This is a genomic window from Streptomyces sp. NBC_00525 (assembly GCF_036346595.1).
Classification (GTDB): Bacteria; Actinomycetota; Actinomycetes; order Streptomycetales; family Streptomycetaceae; genus Streptomyces.
The window spans coordinates 4,567,776-4,586,670 of sequence record NZ_CP107834.1; the positions used below are offsets into that span (position 1 = coordinate 4,567,776).

Sequence of the window (18,895 nt, forward strand, 5' to 3'; positions counted from 1 at the left end):
TAGACCGGCCGGTGAATGGGCAGCGGCGGCGCGGGGGAGGGCGGGGCGGCTCAGAGCCAGCCGTTGCGCTTGAGCATGCGGTGGATGGAGAAGCAGACCGCGCCGATGAAGCCCAGCACCATCGGATAGCCGTAGGTCCACTTGAGTTCGGGCATGTGCTCGAAGTTCATGCCGTAGACGCCGCAGATCATCGTCGGTACGGCGATGATGGCCGCCCAGGAGGTGATCTTGCGCATGTCCTCGTTCTGCGCGACGGTCGCCTGCGCCAGGTTGGCCTGGAGGATGGAGTTGAGGAGTTCGTCGAAGCCGACGACCTCCTCCTGCACCCGTACGAGGTGGTCGGCGACGTCCCGGAAGTACTTCTGGATGTCCGGGTCGATCAGCCGCATCGGCCGCTCGCTCAGCAGCTGCATCGGGCGCAGCAGCGGGGAGACGGCCCGCTTGAACTCCAGCACCTCGCGCTTGAGCTGGTAGATCCGTCCGGCGTCCGAGCCGCGCGCGCTGCCCTTGTCCGGGGTGGAGAAGACCTCGATCTCCACCTCGTCGATGTCGTCCTGCACCGCTCCGGCCACCGCGATGTACCCGTCCACGACATGGTCGGCGATGGAGTGCAGCACGGCGGAGGGGCCCTTGACGAGCAGCTCGGGGTCGTCCTCCAGACGGTGGCGCAGGGCGCGCAGCGAGCCGTGCCCGCCGTGCCGGACGGTGATGATGAAGTCCCGGCCGGTGAAGCACATGACCTCGCCGGTCTCGACGACCTCGCTGGTCGCGGTCAGTTCGGCGTGCTCCACGTAGTGGATGGTCTTGAAGACGGTGAACAGGGTGTCGTCGTAACGCTCCAGCTTGGGCCGCTGGTGGGCGTGGACGGCGTCCTCCACGGCCAGCGGGTGCAGCCCGAACTCCCGGGCGATTCCCGCGAATTCCTCCTCGGTCGGCTCGTGCAGGCCGATCCAGGCGAAGCCGCCGTCCTCGCGCACCTGGAGCATCGCCTCGCGCGGGGAGTGACAGGTGCCCTCCGTCTCGGCGAGGCGGCGGCCGTCGCGGTAGACCGCGCAGTCGACGACCGCGCTGGAGGCGGACGGGTCGCGGGTGGTGTCGTAACTGTTGTGCAGGGCGGCGTTCTTGCGCAGGGAGGGGCGCACGACTGCGCGCAGGTCACGGATCATCGACATGGCTGGCTCCTTCACGGAGGGCCGTCGGCGAGGGCGTGGCACAGCCCGGAATGGGGACGTGGGCTCACATCCGCAAAGCGGGCGGCACCGCGGCGGCACGGTGACGGCGTTCGCTACAGACAGGCAAAGAGGGGCGCTCTTCCGTCACGCGCGACATGCCGTGGCGGCCTCGACCGGGTCATCGGGTCACGCGGAGAGGCGCCGGTCGGAAGAGCGGTCGGTACTGCACGATCGACTTCCATCCACCGCAGCCCCACCTCCTCCGGTCGGTCCCCCGTGAGGGACGACGTTGCGCGGGCTGAGAGCGACGCTTCTGCGTGCTGCCCCGCGACCGACACCCCAGGCTAGCAGCCGGTACAGGCCCAATCCCTTACTTTGCCCGTTCCATACGCGTCCTATGCTCGCCGCATGGCAGAAATTCTTGCTCAGGTCGAGGCCCGGCTACGTACGGCCCTGGGTGAACCGGACGCACGCGCGGCGGTGACCTTCCTCGGGACGGACCGGATCGAGGTGCTCCGTTTCATCGACGGCGACATCGTCCGGTACGCCACGCTCGGCATGTCCGGCCGGCCCATGTCCGACCCGACCGCCGTCCTGGCCGATCCGGTGAAGGGCCCGCGCGCCGAGCTGGTGCTCTCGGTACGGGGCGGGCTCGCCGACACCGACCAGGTGCTGCGCAAGCTGGCGGTGCTGGCGGCCGCGCCGCAGGTGGAGGGGCTGGTCGTGGCGCCGGGCGCCTCGCTGGACGTGGGCGAGCCGCTGTGGCCGGGGGCGCCGTTCAGCTCGGTGCTGGTCGCGGAGAGCGGCGGGCTGGTCGAGGATCTGGAGCTGGACGAGCCGCTGGACCCGGTCCGCTTCCTGCCGCTGCTGCCGATGACGCCCAACGAGGCCGCCTGGAAGCGGGTCCGGGGCGCGCGGGAACTCCAGGAGAAGTGGCTGGCCCAGGGGACCGACCTGCGCGATCCCCTGCGGCGTTCCGCGGCGCTGGACTGACGGGCCCGGACGGCGGCGGCCGGGCCCCGTCCGGGACTCAGCCGGCGAAGACGCCGACGCCGTCCTCCGCGGCGTGCTTCGGTTCGAGCTCGCGCGCCTCGTGGGTGAGCGCGGAGCGCCGTATCCCCACGACGGCCGCGCCGAGCACCGCGGCGACGGCGGCGACGACGAACGGGATGTGGACGTCGCTCCACTCCTCGATCTTCGGGGCCAGATAGGGCGCGGCGGCCGCGGCGAACCAGCGGACGAAGTTGTAGCCGGCGCTGGCCACCGGCCGCGGCGCGTCCGAGACGCCGAGCGCCAGCTCCGTGTACACGGTGTTGTTCACGCCGATGAGCGCCCCGGACACGATGGTGCAGACGATCGCCGCGGTGTGGCTGCCGTAGCCGAGGACCAGCAGGTCGGCGGCGAGCAGGACGAGCGAGGCGCCGAGCACCGCGAGCGAGCCGAACCGCTTCTGCAGCCGGGGCGCGACGAGCACCGAGAAGACCGCGAGCAGCAGGCCCCAGGCGAAGAAGACGCCACCGGACTTGTACGGCGTCATGTCCAGCACGAACGGGGTGAACGCCAGGATGGTGAAGAAGGCGTAGTTGTAGAAGAACGCGGAGGCCGCGACGGAGGCGAGCCCGCCGTGGCCGAGGGCCCGGAGCGGGTCGAGCAGCGAGGTCCTGCGGGCGGGCCGGGGCTGTTCCTTGAGGAACGCGGTGATGCAGAGGAAGCCGATCGCCATCAGCGCGGCCGTCCCGAAGAAGGGGTAGCGCCAGCTGGCGTCCCCGAGCAGGGCGCCGAGCAGCGGCCCGCACGCCATGCCGAGGCCGAGCGCCGACTCGTACAGCAGGATCGCCGCCGAGCTGCCGCCGGCCGCCGCGCCGACGATCACCGCGAGCGCCGTCGAGACGAACAGCGCGTTGCCCAGGCCCCAGCCCGCCCGGAAGCCGACCAGTTCGGCGACGGACGAGGAGGTGCCGGAGAGCCCGGCGAAGACCACCACGAGCGCCAGCCCGGCCAGCAGCGTCCTGCGGCCGCCGATCCGGCTGGAGACGAAGCCGGTCACCAGCATGGCGACTGCGGTGATCAGGAAGTACGAGGTGAACAGGAGGGACACCTGACTGGGTGTCGCCTCCAGGCCCTTGGCGATGGACGGCAGGATCGGGTCCACCAGGCCGATGCCCATGAACGCGACGACCGAGGCGCCCGCGGTGGCCCAGACGGCCTTCGGCTGGCGCAGGATGCCGGCCGGTTCCCGGCCGAATGGGTCCTCTTCCGGCAGTGCCTCTGACGGCATGGGCTCTCCCTCTCCCTGTGATGGCTCCACTGGATCGATGCGTTATGCACAGAATAAGTTAGAGAATCTAATGAATGCAACCTACATCTAAATTGGCCGACGGCGCCCGTGTGCCCCGTGGTGCGGGGCCGCCGCGCCCCCGCCGCGCGCCGCGCGCGGGTGATCGTCCTTGACGCGGGGACGGCCGGGGAGGACCGTTGGGCGGTATGAGGGGCGAACCAAGCTGCCCGAAGTGCGCAGGCCGGGTCAGGGCGCCCGGACTCTTCGCCGACTCCTGGCAGTGCGATGTCCACGGCAGCGTGCATCCGCTCCAGCCGGTCGTCCCGCCGAGCGTCGAGGCGCTCGGCGTCGTGGTGAACCGGGCCCGGGTGCCCGTGTGGATGCCCTGGCCGCTCCCGGTCGGCTGGCTGTTCACGGGCGTGGCCCACGCCGGTGACGACCGCACCGGCGGCCGGGCCACCGCCGTCGCCTGCTCCGGACCCGGACCGCTCGGCGGCATGGGCGAGCTGCTGCTCGTCGCCGAGGAACTGGGCGTCGGGCTCGGCGCGCGCTACGCCGGCATCGACGGACCCGATCCGGGGCCCTCGCTGCGGGTGGACGGGCCGCCCGACTCCAAGGTGCTGGCCGCCGGCCGCCCCACCCCGCTCTGGCAGGTCCGGGACGCCCCCGCCGACCGGGCCGTCTTCGCGGGCGAGGCCTGCGGCCTGTGGCTGTGGGCCATCGTCTGGCCCGAGCAGTCCGCGCTGCTGATGTACGACGAACTGGTGCTGACGGACCTGCGCGATGCCGGGGGAGAGGTGGACCTGGTCCCCTGCGGCGCCCTGACCCCCCGCCTGCTCACCCGCCCCTGACGGCGGCCGGAACGAGCCCGCGCGCCGGTTATCCTTGGGTGTCCCCCCGTCCGCCGTGAGCACTGGAGTCCGTGTCGTGCGCATCGATCTGCACACCCACTCCACCGCGTCGGACGGCACGGACACCCCCGCCGAACTGGTCCGCGGCGCCGCGGCCGCGGGCCTCGACGTCGTCGCCCTCACCGACCACGACACGGTGCGCGGGCACGCCGAGGCCGTCGCCGCCCTGCCCGAGGGGCTCACGCTCGTCACGGGCGCCGAGCTGTCCTGCCGCATCGACGGCGTGGGCCTGCACATGCTGGCGTACCTCTTCGACCCGGACGAGCCCGAGTTCGCCCGCGAGCGCGAACTGGTGCGCGACGACCGGGTGCCCCGCGCCCGCACCATGGTCCGCAAGCTCCAGGAGCTGGGCGTGCCCGTCACCTGGGAGCAGGTGGCCCGCATCGCGGGCGACGGCTCGGTCGGCCGGCCGCACGTCGCCACCGCCCTGGTCGAACTGGGCGTCGTCCCGACCGTGTCCGACGCCTTCACGTCCGACTGGCTCGGCGACGGCGGGCGCGCCTACGCCGAGAAGCACGAACTGGACCCGTTCGACGCGATCCGGCTCGTCAAGGCCGCCGGCGGCGTCACCGTCTTCGCCCACCCGGCCGCCGTCAAACGCGGCCGTACGGTCCCCGAGGCGCGGATCGCCGAACTGGCCGCCGCCGGTCTCGACGGCATCGAGGTGGACCACATGGACCACGACGAGCCGACCCGCACCCGGCTGCGCGCGCTCGCCGGTGAACTCGGCCTGCTGACGACCGGCTCCAGCGACTACCACGGCAGCCGCAAGACCGTCGCCCTCGGCGCGTACACCACCGACCCCGAGATCTACGGCGAGATCACCCGGCGCGCCACGGGAGCCTTCCCGGTGCCGGGCGCCGGAGGACCCACCGCGTAACGTCGTGCGGGCCGCGCCCGCGCCCGTACACCGCACATCACCCAGCGCACCCACGGCCGTCCGGCATGCCCGGCGGCCCTGCGGCGCGCGCCCTTCCCCGCGGCCACCCACCGCATTCCCGCTCACTCCCCACAAGGCTCACCCGTGTTCGACATCGCTGTCTTCGGATCACTCTTTCTCACCCTTTTTGTGATTATGGACCCGCCCGGGATCACGCCGATCTTCCTCGCCCTGACCGCGGGCCGGCCCGCCAAGGTGCAGCGCAGGATGGCGTTCCAGGCCGTCGCCGTCGCCTTCGGCGTGATCGCCGTCTTCGGCGTGCTCGGCCAGCAGATCCTGGACTATCTGCACGTCTCCGTGCCCGCGCTGATGATCGCCGGCGGTCTGCTCCTGCTGCTGATCGCGCTCGACCTGCTCACCGGCAAGACCGACGAGCCGACCCAGACCAAGGACGTCAACGTCGCCCTCGTCCCCCTGGGCATGCCGCTGCTCGCCGGCCCCGGCGCGATCGTCTCGGTGATCCTCGCCGTGCAGCACGCCGACAGCGCGGTGGACCAGGTCTCCGTCTGGACGGCCATCGTCGCCATGCACATCGTGCTCTGGCTGACCATGCGCTACTCGCTGCTGATCATCCGCGTCATCAAGGACGGCGGCGTCGTGCTCGTCACCCGGCTCGCCGGCATGATGCTCTCCGCCATCGCCGTGCAGCAGATCATCAACGGCGTCACCCAGGTCATCCAGGGAAGCTGAACCCGCCGCACACACCGACGCCCCCGTACGGACGGTCCGTACGGGGGCGTTTCGTCTTCGTTGCGACGACCCTTCACAGCGGCAAGGCGTTATGAGGCCGGGCTTTCGGCCGGCCGGATGTAAATGCGCTGGCCCGTTGCGGCGGCCTGCTGCACGATCCGGTTGACGGAGGCGGCGTCCACGACGGTGCTGTCCACGGCGGTACCGTCGACATCGTCGAGGCGCATGATCTCGAAGCGCATAGGGCTTCCCTTCGTCTGATCCTCCTGCTGGAGAACTACTGGGAGGACGGTCTCCCGTCCGCAAGGATGAGGAGCGCCAGGCATGACAGTCGAGCGCCCCACACAGATGCCAACGAGTTGCCCCCTGCAAACATTCCCTACGCTAAGGAAATTTTTTGGATGTCTAACTACCGATTGGTAATCAGGCCCGTGCCCCCGGCCGTCCGCGCGACGGACCGCCCATGAACGACCCGGAGATCGGCGAGCGCCTGGACCGCACCAACGCCCTGCTCGAACGCGTACTCGCCGAGGTCTCGAAGACCCCCTCCACCCACGCGATCTTCGTCGACGCGGGCTATGTGTACGCCGCCGCCGGGCTGCTCGTCACCGGCACCGAGGACCGGCGCTCCTTCGACCTCGACGCCGAGGGGCTGATCGAGGCGTTCATCGACAAGGCCCGCACCATCTTCGCGGACAGCCGGCTGCTGCGCGTGTACTGGTACGACGGCGCCAGACGCCGTATCCACACCGCCGAACAGCAGGCCATCGCCGAACTCCCCGACGTCAAGGTCCGACTCGGCAACCTCAACTCCAACAACCAGCAGAAGGGCGTCGACTCCCTCATCCGCACCGACCTGGAGTCGCTGGCCCGCCACCGCGCCATCAGCGACGCCGCGCTCGTCGGCGGCGACGAGGACCTGGTGTCCGCCGTGGAGGCCGCCCAGGGCTACGGCGCCCGCGTCCATCTGTGGGGCATCGAGGCCGGCGAGGGGCACAATCAGGCGGAGCCGCTGCTCTGGGAAGTGGACAGCCGGCGCACCTTCGACCTGGACTTCTGCAGCCCGTACGTGACCAGACGCGCCGTCACCACCTACGAGGAGGACGCCCCCGCGCCCTCCCGCGAGGAGGTCCGGCTCGTCGGGGTGCGGATCGCCACGGCCTGGCTCGCCGCACGCGGCCGCGATTCCCTGGCGGAACTGCTGCCCGGCCACCCGTTCCTGCCGGGCCCGGTCGACCAGGACCTGCTGCACGAGGCCGAACGGCTCCTCCAGCGCTCCCTGCGCGGCCACCCGCCCCTGCGCAGAGCCCTGCGCGACGGCTTCTGGCAGCACCTCCAGTCGCAGTACTGACGCAGTGCGCGCGACCCGGACCGGCCGGCCGCTACAGATCCGACCAGAACGCGACGAGCGCCGCGGCGGTCTCCACCGGCCGGCCCGTGTTGGGGGAGTGCTCGGCGCCCTCGATCCGGGTCCGGTGCGCGCCCAGCCGTACGGCCATCTCGTCCAGCACCGGCACCGGCCACACGTCGTCCCGCTCGCCCGAGACGACGTGCACCGGCAGCCCGGTGGCGGCCAGCTCGGCCACCCGGTCCGGCTCGGTGGCCAGTTGCCGGCCCGTCTCGATCAGCTGGACCGGGTGGTGGCGCAGCCAGCGCCGCCGCAGGTCCTCGCCGCCCGTGTCCGCCTCGGCCGGCGGGTCGAAGGCGCGCATCGCCGCCCAGACGCCGTCCATCGTCATCGTCGCCAGCGCGTCGCCCAGGATCTTCAGCTTGATCTGCTGCGCCTCCACGACCTCTGCCGGCCCCGAGGACATCAGGGTCAGCGAGCGGAACGGCGAGGCGTCGAGCAGGACGGCGGCCCGACCGATCTGCCCGCCGAGCGAGTGCCCCACCAGATGCACCGGATCTCCGCCGAGCGCGGCCGCCTGGGCGAGCACGTCGCGGGCCAGCTCCTCCCGCGCGTACGACCGGGGGTCGTCCGTGCCGGGGCTCTCGAACTGTCCGCGCCCGTCCACGGCGACCGCGCGGTACCCGGCCCGCGCGAGCGGTTCGAGGAGGGCGATGAAGTCCTCCTTGCTGCCGGTGTACCCGGGCACCAGCAGGGCCGTACCGAGCGGGGCTCCGGAGGGGAGCGCGTCCAGCACGGCGAACTCCCCGCGCGGGGTGGCCAGCGCACGGGACCGGGCACAGGGGGGCGGGGTGAAGGTGGGTGGCCTGCTCATGGAACGAGGTTAAGTCGTCGCGCGAGGGGCGGCCCCCGGAAAGGGCGGGCGGCCCCCGGAAACGGGCGGGCGGCCCCGAGGAGAGGTTCCCCGGGCCGCCCGCCGACGCTGTCCGGTCCGGTCAGCTCTCGGCCTTCGCCGCCGTGCGCGGCTTGGCGGCCGTACGCGTACGCCGGCGCACCGGCTCGGGCTCGGAGATCGGCGCGATCTGGAAGTCGACCTCGTCCTCGACGGGCTTGATCACCCGGGCGCGGCGGCGCGGCCGGGCGACCGGCGCCTCCGGCTCGGCCACGGGCGCGGTCCGGACCGCGGCCTCCTCGGCCACCGGCTTGGCGGCGGCCCGGCTGCGGCGGCGGCGCGGCTTGGTCTCCTCGGCCACCGGCTCGGCGGCCTCGGTCACCGGCTCCACGACGGTCTCCGCCACGGCCTCGGCCTTGGGCTTCGCCGACCGGGTCCGGGTGCGCTTCTTCGGCGCGGCCCCGGCCTCCGGGGCCTCCGGCTCGGCCACCACGGGCGCGGGCGCCTCCGCCACGGCGACCGCGGCCTCGGCGGCGACGGCCTCCGCCGCGTTGACCCGGGTGCGCCGGCGGCGGCGCGGGGTGCGCGCGGCCTCCGGGGCGTCGGCCTGCGCGGCGTCCGCCTCGGCGGCCGGGGCGGGCACGGTCGCGGCGCCCTCGGCGACGGCGGCCCCGCCGCGGGTGCGGCGGCGCTGACGCGGGGTGCGCGGGGCCCGTTCCTCGCGGGCGGCCGGTGCGGCGGACTTGCGGCCCCGGCCGCCCGTCTCGCCGAGGTCCTCGATCTCCTCGGCCCCGAGACCGGCGCGGGTGCGCTCGGCACGCGGCAGGACACCCTTGGTGCCGGCCGGGATGTCGAGGTCCTCGTACAGGTGCGGGGAGGTCGAGTACGTCTCGACCGGGTCCGGGAAGTTCAGGTCCAGAGCCTTGTTGATCAGCTGCCAGCGCGGGATGTCGTCCCAGTCGACCAGCGTGATCGCGATGCCCTTGGCGCCCGCGCGGCCGGTGCGGCCGATGCGGTGCAGATAGGTCTTCTCGTCCTCGGGGGACTGGTAGTTGATGACGTGGGTCACACCCTCGACATCGATGCCGCGCGCGGCGACGTCGGTGCAGACCAGCACGTCGACCTTGCCGTTGCGGAAGGCGCGCAGCGCCTGCTCGCGGGCGCCCTGCCCGAGGTCGCCGTGGACGGCGCCGGAGGCGAAGCCGCGCCGCTCCAGCTGCTCGGCGATGTCGGCCGCCGTGCGCTTGGTGCGGCAGAAGATCATCGCGAGCCCGCGGCCCTCGGCCTGGAGGATGCGCGAGACCATCTCGGGCTTGTCCATCGAGTGGGCGCGGTACACGTACTGCGCCGTGTTCTTGACGGTCGTGCCCTCGTCGTCGGGCGAGGTGGCGTTGATGTGCGTCGGCTGCGACATGTAGCGGCGGGCCAGCGAGATGACCGCGCCCGGCATGGTGGCCGAGAAGAGCATGGTCTGGCGCTTGGCCGGCAGCATCGTGATGATGCGCTCGACGTCGGGCAGGAAGCCCAGGTCCAGCATCTCGTCGGCCTCGTCGAGGACGAGCGCGCGGACCCTGGAGAGGTCCACCTTGCGTTGGCCCGCGAGGTCGAGCAGCCGGCCGGGGGTGCCGACGATCACGTCGACGCCCTTCTTGAGGGCCTCGACCTGGGGCTCGTACGCCCGGCCGCCGTAGATCGCCAGGACCCGCACATTGCGCACCTTGCCGGCGGTGAGCAGGTCGTTGGTGACCTGCTGGCACAGCTCGCGGGTGGGTACGACGATCAGGGCCTGCGGGGAGTCGGTCAGCTCCTCGGGCTTCGCGCGGCCCGCCTCGACGTCGGCGAGGACGGTGACGCGCTCGAGGAGCGGGAGTCCGAAGCCGAGCGTCTTGCCGGTGCCGGTCTTGGCCTGGCCGATGACGTCGGAGCCGGAGAGCGCGACGGGGAGCGTCAGCTCCTGGATGGGAAAGGGGGACGTGATGCCGACGGCCTCAAGGGCCTCGGCCGTCTCGGAAAGAATCCCGAGGTTTCGGAACGTAGTCAGGGTGCTGCCTCTTCTGTGAGACGCGGTCCGAGGCGAACGAAGGGGGTCGTACCGTGCCGGGGGGTTGGTCATCCGGCCGGGATGGGCCGGGTGGCGCGGGACCACTGCCGTCGCTCGAGCGCTCGTGCCGCTGAGGGGGCCCCTCATCTGCGGTCGTACATGAGCACGCACCGCGCGGAGGGCTGTCGGGTCGGAGCCGATCGGGCCACCGACCGGGCATCCTCATTCAATTTCGCGCCACGAGCAGATGCAAAGTGCTCAGTAAGCGCATTACCACTGTACCCCGGATTCGCGCATCTGTGTTGGGCGAATCCTTTGGAACGGTGTGATGTGGGTCGTCGGCCGAAACTCTTGCCCGGTGCGCGGGCGGGCTATTCTGCGCTGCATGGAGACGCCTGACAACGCCACTGAAACCCCCGCGACGACCAGAATCGCCGACCAGGACTGGGCCACCGCGTCCAAGGACCCGCAGTACCGGGCCGCCGTCGTCGATCTGCTGGGCGCCCTCGCCTACGGGGAGCTCGCGGCGTTCGAGCGGCTCGCCGAGGACGCCAAGCTGGCACCCACCCTGGCCGACAAGGCCGCACTGGCGAAGATGGCGTCCGCCGAGTTCTCTCACTTCGAGCGGCTCACCCGGCGGCTGACGGAGATCGAGGTCGAGCCGACCGGCGCCATGGAGCCGTTCGCCCGCGCGCTGGACGAGTTCCACCGCCAGACCGCCCCGTCCGACTGGCTGGAGGGCCTGGTCAAGGCGTACGTCGGCGACTCGATCGCCAGCGACTTCTACCGGGAGGTCGCGGTCAGGCTCGACTCCGACACCCGCTCCCTCGTGCTGGCCGTGCTCGACGACACGGGCCACGGCAACTTCGCCGTCGAGAAGGTGCGCGCGGCGATCGAGGCCGAACCCAGGGTCGGCGGCCGGCTGGCGCTGTGGGCGCGGCGGCTGATGGGCGAGGCGCTCTCGCAGGCGCAGCGCGTGGTCGCGGACCGCGACGCGCTCTCCACCATGCTGGTCGGCGGGGTCGCCGACGGCTTCGACCTGGCCGAGGTCGGCCGGATGTTCTCCCGGATCACCGAGGCGCACACCAAGCGCATGGCGGCGCTGGGGCTGGCCGCGTAACCGCGGGCCCGGCGCTCAGACGGCGGCCGAGCGACTGATCCGGCGGCCGCGCGGCCGGATCAGCAGGGACACCGTCACGGCGGCGATCAGCCCGGCGCCCACCACGGCGAGGGCCGCATGGCCGTCGCCCAGCACCGAGTGCATCAGGGAGGCGCCGAACACGGCGCCGGCCGCCCCGGTGCCGAACACGGTCCGCCGGGCCGGGAGCCGGCCCGGCAGCGAGCGCAGCCCCGCCCAGGACAGGAGCACCGAGAGCACGACGGCGCTCAACGTTTCCACGATCACGGACGATCACCTCGCAGGGATACGGAACGGGGCCTTCGGTCCTGCTGGTCCTACCCGTGAGCAGCCGTTCACAACCCTCCCGGAGCCGGTCATCGCCCGGCCGGACGGGACCCGCCGCGGACGCGGAACGGCCCGGCGGGGACACCCCCGCCGGGCCGTTCGCGGTCTCCGCGTCCGTACGCTCTAGAGAGCGCCGAACCCCACCCGTCGGGTGCTGGGCTCGCCGATCTCCACGTACGAGATCCGGTCGGCCGGCACCAGGACCTTGCGGCCCTTCTCGTCCGTGAGGCTGAGCAGCTGTGCCTTGCCGGCGAGAGCCTCGGACACCGTGCTCTCGACCTCTTCGGCGGAAAGCCCGCTCTCCAGAACGATCTCCCGGGGCGAGTGCTGCACCCCGATCTTGACCTCCACGGCTATGTCCCTCCGACGGTCATTCCCTGCGCGGTGAGCCGCGCCGTACGCAGCACACATTAGCCCGCTGAGGGGGCTCGTCAGGGCGCCCCCGGCCACGCCCGCAGCGAACACGGGGGAACGCCGGGCGGTCAGTGCTGATCGGTGCCGTGCAGGGGGAAGCCGGCGATGCCCCGCCAGGCCAGCGAGGTGAGCAGCTGGACCGCGGTGTCGCGCGGGATGGCCGACCGGCTGGACAGCCAGTACCGGGCGACCACCTGGGACACCCCGCCCAGGCCCACCGCGAGCAGCATGGACTCGTCCTTGGACAGGCCCGTGTCGCCCGCGATCACGTCGGAGATCGCCTCGGCGCACTGGAGCGAGACCCGGTCCACCCGCTCGCGCACGGCCGGCTCGTTGGTCAGGTCCGACTCGAAGACCAGCCGGAAGGCGCCGCCCTCGTCCTCCACGTACGCGAAGTAGGCGTCCATCGTGGCGGCCACGCGCAGCTTGTTGTCGGTGGTCGAGGCCAGCGCCGTGCGCACGGCCTGGAGCAGCGACTCGCAGTGCTGGTCGAGAAGGGCCAGGTAGAGCTCCAGCTTTCCGGGGAAGTGCTGGTAGAGAACCGGCTTGCTGACCCCGGCGCGCTCCGCGATGTCGTCCATCGCGGCCGAGTGGTAGCCCTGCGCGACGAAGACCTCCTGCGCGGCTCCCAGCAGCTGGTTGCGTCGGGCGCGGCGGGGCAGGCGAGTGCCCCTCGGGCGCGCCGCCTCGGTCTGCTCGATGGCTGTCACGCCGCCTCCCAAAATCGTGGTCCGACACAGCTGTTCCGTACGTGCCGCGCCATACCGACATCGTACTTTTGGGTAACCCCGGTATGCGCGGCGCGGACGCAGAATTTCACGGACCGGACGGCTGCGGTAGCCGCAGATTGTCCGAGCGGGTGCGCAGAGCGGGACGTATCAGCGGTAATCATCCTCATCCTGTGGAACCGTGCGCGCCTGGTCCGCCGCGTCCGCCTCGCTGGCGCGGTCGCGGTCGAGGTCCGTGAGCGGTTCGTCGTCCTCCGGGCGCAGCGCGGCGTGCTGCTCCGCGGCGTCCGCCTCGGGCGTCTCCTGACCGGGTTCGTCCGGCTGGACGTCCTCGAAGGTCTCCGGCTCCCTCGGGTCGGCCGTCATGGTGACTCCCTTCATCGGGTCGCGCCTGCTGTCGAGCCTAGGAGGTACCCCCGGAAGACGCACGCGAGCGTGTGACGGCGAACACATGAAACGGCATGTGATCATCTCGTAACATTGCCGCATGTCTTCGACCGAGCTGCCGGGAATCAGCGCCGCCGCCGCAGCGGTGGCCCCCACGGTGAGCACCGTCAGGGTCGCGGAGGGGGAGCGGCTGCGCTCCGTCGAGCTGCCCGGTCTGACGCTCACGCTCCGTTCCCGCCCGCCCCGGCGCTCCGGACTGCCGCCCGCCCTCTTCGTGCACGGGCTCGGCGGTTCCTCGCAGAACTGGACGGCGCTGATGCCGCTCCTGGACGACGTGGTGGACTGCGAGGCGGTGGACCTGCCCGGCTTCGGGGACTCGCCACCCCCGGACGACGGCAACTACTCCGTCACCGGGCACGCCCGCGCGGTGATCCGGCTCCTCGACGCGCAGGAGCGCGGCCCGGTCCATCTGTTCGGCAACTCGCTGGGCGGCGCGGTGGCGACCCGGGTCGCCGCGGTCCGCCCCGACCTCGTCCGCACGCTCACCCTGGTCTCGCCCGCGCTCCCCGAGATCCGGGTCCAGCGCACGGCCGCCCCTACCGCGCTCCTCGCACTGCCGGGCGTCGCATCCCTGTTCGCCCGGCTCACCCGTGACTGGAGCGCCGAGGACCGCACCCGCGGAGTCATGGCACTCTGTTACGGCGATCCGGCACGGGTCTCCGAGAAGGGCTTCCGCGACGCGGTGGCCGAAATGGAGCGCCGGCTGGAGCTGCCGTACTTCTGGGACGCCATGGCGCGTTCCGCCCGTGGGATCGTCGACGCGTACACGCTGGGCGGACAGCAGGGGCTGTGGCGCCAGGCCGAGCGGGTGCTCGCGCCGACCCAGCTGGTGTACGGCGGACGGGACCGGCTCGTCTCGTTCCGGATGGCCCGCAGGGCGTCCGCGGCCTTCCGCGACGCGCGCCTGCTGACACTGCCCGACGCCGGGCACGTGGCGATGATGGAGTACCCGGAGGCGGTTGCCCAGGCGTTCCGGGAATTGCTCGACGAATGCGGCGGGAGCTGATCCAGGGCGTGGGACGACACAGTCGGAAGGGCCCCGGGCCCAGCGCGCCCGTGGCCGGGCAGGCGGAGACGAACGAGACGGGCCGCGCGGGCACCGGAGCCACCCCCGGCACCGGACGCCGCAGACGCGCCGCCGGACCCGCCGCCGAATCCTTTCCGGGCACCCCCGAGGTCCGCGGCGGCCACCCCGAACAGCGCGAACCCGGCGGCGGCTGGGGTGCGGGGCCGATGAGCTCCGCAGGCACGCAGGCCCCGCCGCCCGGCCTCCGCCCCGGCGCCCCGCACCCCGCGCGCCACCCCCGGCCCGCCGGCGACCGGCCGCTCATACCGGGCCCGCGGCGCGAGTTCGTCGAGGCCTTCGACAGCCCGCCCGCCCCGCCCCGGCGCCCCGCACCCGAGGACCCGTACCGCTCCGTCACCGAGTGGGACCCGCGCGAGCCGGAGGTCGTCCGGCGCGAAGGGGCGGCTGCCGTCAGGGCGGCCAGGGGCGCCAAGGGGCGCACGATCACCGGGATCGCCGCCGCCGCGGTGACCACCGTCCTCGCGGTCGTCGTGGCCGGCCAGGTCCCCCACGACCGCTCCACCGGCAACGAGACCCCCAGCACCACGGGCGTCGACCGGGAGGACACCGACGACGCCTCACGCTCGGACGGGCGTACGACCCCGTCCCCCGAACCGGCGTCCGTCAAGCCCCTTACGTATGAACAGAAAATGGCCAAGGCCTACCCGCTCTCACCGGCGCTGACCGGCTCGGGCACCTTCGAGACCGTGCCAGGCACCGCCGAGGCGCCCGGCAAGGGGACCACGCACCGGTACCGCATCGACGTCGAGAAGGGCATCGGGCTCGACGCCGACCTGTTCGCCCAGGCCGTCCAGAGGACCCTCAACGACGACCGCAGCTGGGCGCACGACGGCGACATGACCTTCGAGCGGATCTCCGAGGGCGAGCCGGACTTCGTCATCACCCTGGCCAGCCCCGGCACGACCGGAAAATGGTGTGCCAAGTCGGGCCTGGACACCATGGAGGACAACGTCTCCTGCGACTCGGCCGCCACCGAGCGCGTGATGATCAACGCCTACCGCTGGGCCCAGGGCGCGGCCACCTTCGGACCGGAGAAGCTGTTCGCGTACCGGCAGATGCTCATCAACCACGAGGTAGGCCACCGGCTCGGCCACAACCACGCGAGTTGCGGCACCGAGGGAGCCCTCGCGCCGGTCATGCAGCAGCAGACCAAGACGCTGGACCTCAACGGCGTCAAGTGCCGCCCCAACCCCTGGGTGTATCCGGAGGACTGAGCGCGGGCGCACACGGAGCACCGAGCGCCCCCGCACCGCTCCGCCCGTCACCCATTCGGTGACACCCCGCCTCCATAGCGCGACAGAACGCTACGGGGGCGCGAAAGTTACGCCGGTTCACCCCTTTCGGTGGCGCGACGGACAACCGTCCGTCGCGCCACCGGCGTATCCGCTTACGGTCGTCCCGCGAGTCGCCGATCCAGCGGCGGCCGCGTCATACAGCAGATCGGGGGTGCGCTCGTGCGGATCGGACTGCTCACCGACGGTGGTTATCCGTACGCGACCGGTGAGTCCAGGCTCTGGTGCGACCGTCTGGTACGCGGGCTCGCCCAGCACGAGTTCGACCTCTTCGCACTCAGCCGCTCCGCCGAACAGGAGGCGCGCGGCTGGGTACGGCTCCCGGACCGGGTCCGCAGCGTACGCACCGCCCCCCTGTGGACCGCCGACGAGGAGACCCGCGCCCTGCACGCCCCCCGCGGCCCGCTGGCCCGGCTGCTCACCGGCGGCGGCACCCACCGCTACGGCCGGCGCGAACAGCGCCTGTTCGCCACCCACTTCACGGACCTCGCCGCCGCCGTCTGCACCGCGGCCCCCCGCGTCGCGGACGAACGGTTCACGCGCGGCCTGAACGGCCTCGCCGACCTGGCCGCCGACCACGGCGGACTCCCCGCGGCGCTGCGCTCCGAGACGGCCGTCCGCATCCTGGAAGCCGCCTGCCGCGCCCCCGGCACCGGACGCACCGTGCAGACCGCCACCGTCGCCGACCTCCTCGCCTTCACCGGAGAACTGGACCGCGCGCTGCGCCCCCTCTCCCTCGACTGGTACGACGAGGACGGCCTCGCCGCCGTCGACCTCTGCCACGCCACGTCCGGCGGCACCGCCGCACTGCCGGGACTGCTGGCCAAACGCTTCTTCGGCACCCCGCTGCTGGTCACCGAGTACGCCGTACGCGTACGGGCGCACTACCTCGCATCCGGCGACGCCCCGGCCGGTGCGCCGGTGCGCGCCCTCCTCGCCGGGTTCCACGGACTGCTCGCCACCGAGGTCTACCGGCAGGCCGCGCTCATCACCCCCGGCAACACCCACGCCCGCCGCTGGCAGCAGCGCTGCGGCGCCGACCCCGCGAAGCTGCGCACCGTGTACCCCGGCATGGAGTCCGCCCGGTTCGACGCGCTCGGCGAGCGCGAGGACGACGGCGGCCCGGACACGCTCGTCTGGGTCGGCCGCATCGAGCCCGCCAAGGACCTGGTCACCCTGCTGCACGCCTTCGCCCGGGTACACGCCGCCGCCCCGGACACCCGGCTGCGGATCATCGGCGCGCCCACCCCCGACCCGGCGGGCGCCGGCTGCCTGGAGCGCTGCCGCGCCGTGGCCGCCCGGCTGTTCCCCGACACGGACGCGGTCACCTTCGAGGAGACCGGCGGGCCGGGCGTCCCCGATGTCGCCGACGCGTACGCGGCGGGCGGGGTAGTGGTGCTCTCCAGCGTCGTCGAGGGCTTCCCGATCAGCCTGGTCGAGGCGATGTTCTGCGGCCGGGCCACCGTCTCCACGGACGTCGGCGCGGTCGTCGAGGTCATCGGCGGCACCGGGCTCGTGGTCCCGCCGCGCAACCCGCGCGCCCTCGCGGACGCCTGCCTCGCGCTGCTGCGCGACCCCGCGCGCCGGGCCCGCCTCGGCGCGGCGGCGCGCGCCCGCGCACTCGAACTCTTCACCGTCGAGCAGAACCTCACCGCGTTCGACGGGATCTACCTCGACCTGATCGCACGGGCGCCGCGACGCGACTGGGAGCCGCCGGCCGCCGACGAGGGCCCGCGCCCCTTCGCCACCCCGCCGGAGTTCCACATGCTGGACCACTGGCCGGACGGCGCCGACGGGGAGTGCGCCGACCGCGTCCCCAGCCGGGCGGGCGCCGGGAGCGCCCATGCCTGACCACGACACGGCGGGCCGCCCGGACGCGCCCGCGCGCGCCCCCGAGGTGGCACGCCCGGAGCGCCCCGCGCGCCCGGAGCGCCCCGCGTGCCCCGAGCACTCCGCGCGCGCCGCCCACCCGCGCCCCGTCCGCGCCGCCACCGCCCGCAAGGGCACCGCCGTCCGGCGGAACACCGCCGACCCGGTGCGCGCGCTCATGCGCCGCCACCGCGAGCTGTGCGAACGGGCCGTCGATCCGCTGGAGATCGCCGCCGGGCTCGAAGCGCACGGGGTCACCGACCGCACCGCCGCCCGCTACCGGCACCGCGACGTGTTCTCGCTCGCCGAGGAACTCTTCGCACGGGTGCCCGCCGTCCCACGGGAGCCCGCCGCGCCGGGGCCCGCTCCGGCGCGCGACGTCACCACGCGCGCCGCCTGGACCCTGCGCGCGCTGCTGCCCGGCGCCGCCTGCCTGGCGACCCTCCTCGCCCTGCGGCTCACCGAAGGGATGCTCGGCGGCGACGCCCGGCTCGCCCTCGGCTGCGGCGGCGCGCTGCTCACGCTGATCGCCTTACTCCTGGCCGTGCGCACCGGCCCGCTCGGCGCCGCCCCCGCCGCCTCCGGCACCGGCACGCTCTGCGTCTGCTGGCTGCTCGGCTACGTCCTGTACGGCGACGCCCTGCTCCACCAGGTCCTCAGCGGCGGCCCCGAGGGCCCCTGGGACCTGACCCCGGCACCGCTGCCGGCGCTCGCCCTCGCGGTGGTGCCCGCCGCCTGGTGCGCCCACCTCTTCTCGCTGCACGCCCACCGCAGACTGCTCGGCTCCCACGCCCTGGAGGAGTTCGCGGCCGGCGCCCGCCCCCTGCTCTTCGGCGTCGTCGCGCTCTTCCTCGCCGCCCTGGCCGTCCTCCAGTACCTGACCGGTCCGGTGTTCGGGCACGGCGGGGCACCGGCCGGGGCCGCCGCCCTCGGGGTGCTGCTCCTGCTGGCCCGGCTGCTCACCGTGCACGGCTTCCCGGAACCGGCCGCCACCGGACTCGCCGCCGCCGTCGCGGTGGAGGCTGCCGCCCCGGCCCTGATCCTGGCCGGCCGGCTGCCCGGTCTCGACGCGGTGGCCCGCCCGGTCGAGGCGCTGATCGAGGCGGGCGGCACCGGGGCCGTCCCCGCGCTGGCCTGCGGCGCGGCCGCCCTCGGCCTGCTGATCACCGCCACCCTCGCCCTCGCCAGGGCGTCCGCCCACACCGCCCCCTGATGGGGCGGCCCCCGAACCCGTCCGCGGAGCCGACGCCGCGGACGCGTCCCACCCGAACCGTACGCATCGAACCGTACGGAACTGCCACAAGGAGACACACCGACATGA

The 18,895-nt window shown here is 73.1% G+C and carries 19 protein-coding genes; 10 read left to right on the forward strand and 9 right to left on the reverse strand.

The genetic code is table 11. The features are described from left to right. Window positions 1-50 precede the first annotated feature (50 nt). Window positions 51-1,172, reverse strand: a complete 1,122-nt coding sequence (locus tag OG710_RS20475) for a magnesium and cobalt transport protein CorA (RefSeq protein WP_330240624.1) — start codon at window positions 1,170-1,172, stop codon at window positions 51-53. Between the two features lie 408 nt (window positions 1,173-1,580). Between OG710_RS20475 and OG710_RS20480 the strand changes: the two genes are divergently transcribed. Then, a complete protein-coding gene (locus OG710_RS20480) occupies window positions 1,581-2,165 on the forward strand; it encodes a suppressor of fused domain protein (protein ID WP_330240625.1) in 585 nt (194 codons plus the stop codon). A gap of 37 nt (window positions 2,166-2,202) precedes the next feature. Here the strand turns inward: OG710_RS20480 and OG710_RS20485 are convergent, their stop codons facing one another. Continuing rightward, complete coding sequence (locus OG710_RS20485; protein ID WP_330240626.1) at window positions 2,203-3,450, reverse strand: MFS transporter; 1,248 nt, start codon at window positions 3,448-3,450, stop codon at window positions 2,203-2,205. Between the two features lie 206 nt (window positions 3,451-3,656). On the opposite strand from OG710_RS20485, the gene OG710_RS20490 reads away from it, so the two are divergent. The 3 genes from OG710_RS20490 to OG710_RS20500 all read left to right on the forward strand — a co-directional run bounded on the left by OG710_RS20490 (window position 3,657) and on the right by OG710_RS20500 (window position 5,991). Beyond that, window positions 3,657-4,301, forward strand: coding sequence for a DUF6758 family protein (locus tag OG710_RS20490; protein ID WP_330240627.1), 645 nt, complete (start codon window positions 3,657-3,659; stop codon window positions 4,299-4,301). Between the two features lie 76 nt (window positions 4,302-4,377). Beyond that, window positions 4,378-5,241: a PHP domain-containing protein gene (locus OG710_RS20495; protein ID WP_330240628.1), complete on the forward strand. Its 864-nt coding sequence runs from the start codon at window positions 4,378-4,380 to the stop codon at window positions 5,239-5,241. A 144-nt stretch (window positions 5,242-5,385) separates the two neighbouring features. Beyond that, window positions 5,386-5,991 carry a MarC family protein gene (locus OG710_RS20500; protein WP_330240629.1) on the forward strand — a complete coding sequence of 202 codons (606 nt, stop codon included), beginning with the start codon at window positions 5,386-5,388 and terminating at the stop codon, window positions 5,989-5,991. Between the two features lie 89 nt (window positions 5,992-6,080). On the opposite strand, the gene OG710_RS20505 is transcribed toward OG710_RS20500, so the two are convergent. Then, window positions 6,081-6,233, reverse strand: a complete 153-nt coding sequence (locus OG710_RS20505) for a hypothetical protein (protein WP_018520873.1) — start codon at window positions 6,231-6,233, stop codon at window positions 6,081-6,083. Between the two features lie 221 nt (window positions 6,234-6,454). Here OG710_RS20505 and OG710_RS20510 point away from each other — a divergent pair, with 221 nt between their 5' ends. Next, window positions 6,455-7,342, forward strand: a complete 888-nt coding sequence (locus OG710_RS20510; protein ID WP_330240630.1) for an NYN domain-containing protein — start codon at window positions 6,455-6,457, stop codon at window positions 7,340-7,342. Between the two features lie 31 nt (window positions 7,343-7,373). On the opposite strand, the gene OG710_RS20515 is transcribed toward OG710_RS20510, so the two are convergent. Further along, a complete protein-coding gene (locus OG710_RS20515) occupies window positions 7,374-8,213 on the reverse strand; it encodes an alpha/beta fold hydrolase (protein WP_330240631.1) in 840 nt (279 codons plus the stop codon). Between the two features lie 121 nt (window positions 8,214-8,334). Beyond that, the gene (locus OG710_RS20520) at window positions 8,335-10,344 is read right to left on the reverse strand and encodes a DEAD/DEAH box helicase (RefSeq protein WP_330240632.1); all 2,010 of its coding nucleotides are present in this window, start codon (window positions 10,342-10,344) and stop codon (window positions 8,335-8,337) included. A gap of 313 nt (window positions 10,345-10,657) precedes the next feature. On the opposite strand from OG710_RS20520, the gene OG710_RS20525 reads away from it, so the two are divergent. After that, window positions 10,658-11,392, forward strand: coding sequence for a ferritin-like fold-containing protein (locus OG710_RS20525; RefSeq protein ID WP_111338028.1), 735 nt, complete (start codon window positions 10,658-10,660; stop codon window positions 11,390-11,392). 15 nt (window positions 11,393-11,407) lie between these two features. Here the strand turns inward: OG710_RS20525 and OG710_RS20530 are convergent, their stop codons facing one another. From OG710_RS20530 to OG710_RS20545, 4 genes are all read right to left on the reverse strand, one after another. Continuing rightward, on the reverse strand, window positions 11,408-11,677 hold the full coding sequence (locus OG710_RS20530) for a hypothetical protein (protein WP_111338029.1): 270 nt from the start codon (window positions 11,675-11,677) through the stop codon (window positions 11,408-11,410). 183 nt (window positions 11,678-11,860) lie between these two features. After that, window positions 11,861-12,088: a DUF3107 domain-containing protein gene (locus OG710_RS20535; RefSeq protein WP_330240633.1), complete on the reverse strand. Its 228-nt coding sequence runs from the start codon at window positions 12,086-12,088 to the stop codon at window positions 11,861-11,863. A gap of 131 nt (window positions 12,089-12,219) precedes the next feature. Further along, window positions 12,220-12,861 carry a TetR/AcrR family transcriptional regulator gene (locus OG710_RS20540; RefSeq protein ID WP_111338031.1) on the reverse strand — a complete coding sequence of 214 codons (642 nt, stop codon included), beginning with the start codon at window positions 12,859-12,861 and terminating at the stop codon, window positions 12,220-12,222. A gap of 168 nt (window positions 12,862-13,029) precedes the next feature. Next, a complete protein-coding gene (locus tag OG710_RS20545) occupies window positions 13,030-13,245 on the reverse strand; it encodes a hypothetical protein (protein ID WP_111338032.1) in 216 nt (71 codons plus the stop codon). Between the two features lie 121 nt (window positions 13,246-13,366). Between OG710_RS20545 and OG710_RS20550 the strand changes: the two genes are divergently transcribed. The 4 genes from OG710_RS20550 (at window position 13,367) to OG710_RS20565 (ending at window position 18,787) form a co-directional block, all read left to right on the forward strand. Beyond that, a complete protein-coding gene (locus OG710_RS20550; RefSeq protein WP_330240634.1) occupies window positions 13,367-14,332 on the forward strand; it encodes an alpha/beta fold hydrolase in 966 nt (321 codons plus the stop codon). Continuing rightward, window positions 14,317-15,627 (forward strand): DUF3152 domain-containing protein, encoded by a 1,311-nt coding sequence (locus OG710_RS20555; protein ID WP_330240635.1) that lies wholly within the window; start codon window positions 14,317-14,319, stop codon window positions 15,625-15,627. Before OG710_RS20550 ends, OG710_RS20555 begins: the two co-directional genes overlap by 16 nt. A gap of 240 nt (window positions 15,628-15,867) precedes the next feature. Further along, window positions 15,868-17,556 carry a glycosyltransferase gene (locus tag OG710_RS20560; protein WP_330240636.1) on the forward strand — a complete coding sequence of 563 codons (1,689 nt, stop codon included), beginning with the start codon at window positions 15,868-15,870 and terminating at the stop codon, window positions 17,554-17,556. After that, window positions 17,549-18,787 carry a hypothetical protein gene (locus OG710_RS20565; RefSeq protein ID WP_330240637.1) on the forward strand — a complete coding sequence of 413 codons (1,239 nt, stop codon included), beginning with the start codon at window positions 17,549-17,551 and terminating at the stop codon, window positions 18,785-18,787. The genes OG710_RS20560 and OG710_RS20565 overlap by 8 nt, the downstream gene beginning before the upstream one ends. The last annotated feature ends 108 nt before the right edge of the window (window positions 18,788-18,895 follow it).

What these genes read in the sequence shown, in the direction of transcription:
- OG710_RS20485 (WP_330240626.1), bottom strand. Translation starts at nt 3,450, where the DNA reads ATGCCGTCAGAGGCACTGCCGGAAGAGGACCCATTCGGCCGGGAACCG.
- OG710_RS20510 (WP_330240630.1), top strand. Translation starts at nt 6,455, where the DNA reads ATGAACGACCCGGAGATCGGCGAGCGCCTGGACCGCACCAACGCCCTG.
- OG710_RS20480 (WP_330240625.1), top strand. Translation starts at nt 1,581, where the DNA reads ATGGCAGAAATTCTTGCTCAGGTCGAGGCCCGGCTACGTACGGCCCTG.
- OG710_RS20515 (WP_330240631.1), bottom strand. Translation starts at nt 8,213, where the DNA reads ATGAGCAGGCCACCCACCTTCACCCCGCCCCCCTGTGCCCGGTCCCGT.
- OG710_RS20475 (WP_330240624.1), bottom strand. Translation starts at nt 1,172, where the DNA reads ATGTCGATGATCCGTGACCTGCGCGCAGTCGTGCGCCCCTCCCTGCGC.
- OG710_RS20525 (WP_111338028.1), top strand. Translation starts at nt 10,658, where the DNA reads ATGGAGACGCCTGACAACGCCACTGAAACCCCCGCGACGACCAGAATC.
- OG710_RS20490 (WP_330240627.1), top strand. Translation starts at nt 3,657, where the DNA reads ATGAGGGGCGAACCAAGCTGCCCGAAGTGCGCAGGCCGGGTCAGGGCG.
- OG710_RS20520 (WP_330240632.1), bottom strand. Translation starts at nt 10,344, where the DNA reads ATGACCAACCCCCCGGCACGGTACGACCCCCTTCGTTCGCCTCGGACC.
- OG710_RS20555 (WP_330240635.1), top strand. Translation starts at nt 14,317, where the DNA reads ATGCGGCGGGAGCTGATCCAGGGCGTGGGACGACACAGTCGGAAGGGC.
- OG710_RS20550 (WP_330240634.1), top strand. Translation starts at nt 13,367, where the DNA reads ATGTCTTCGACCGAGCTGCCGGGAATCAGCGCCGCCGCCGCAGCGGTG.
- OG710_RS20545 (WP_111338032.1), bottom strand. Translation starts at nt 13,245, where the DNA reads ATGACGGCCGACCCGAGGGAGCCGGAGACCTTCGAGGACGTCCAGCCG.
- OG710_RS20505 (WP_018520873.1), bottom strand. Translation starts at nt 6,233, where the DNA reads ATGCGCTTCGAGATCATGCGCCTCGACGATGTCGACGGTACCGCCGTG.
- OG710_RS20565 (WP_330240637.1), top strand. Translation starts at nt 17,549, where the DNA reads ATGCCTGACCACGACACGGCGGGCCGCCCGGACGCGCCCGCGCGCGCC.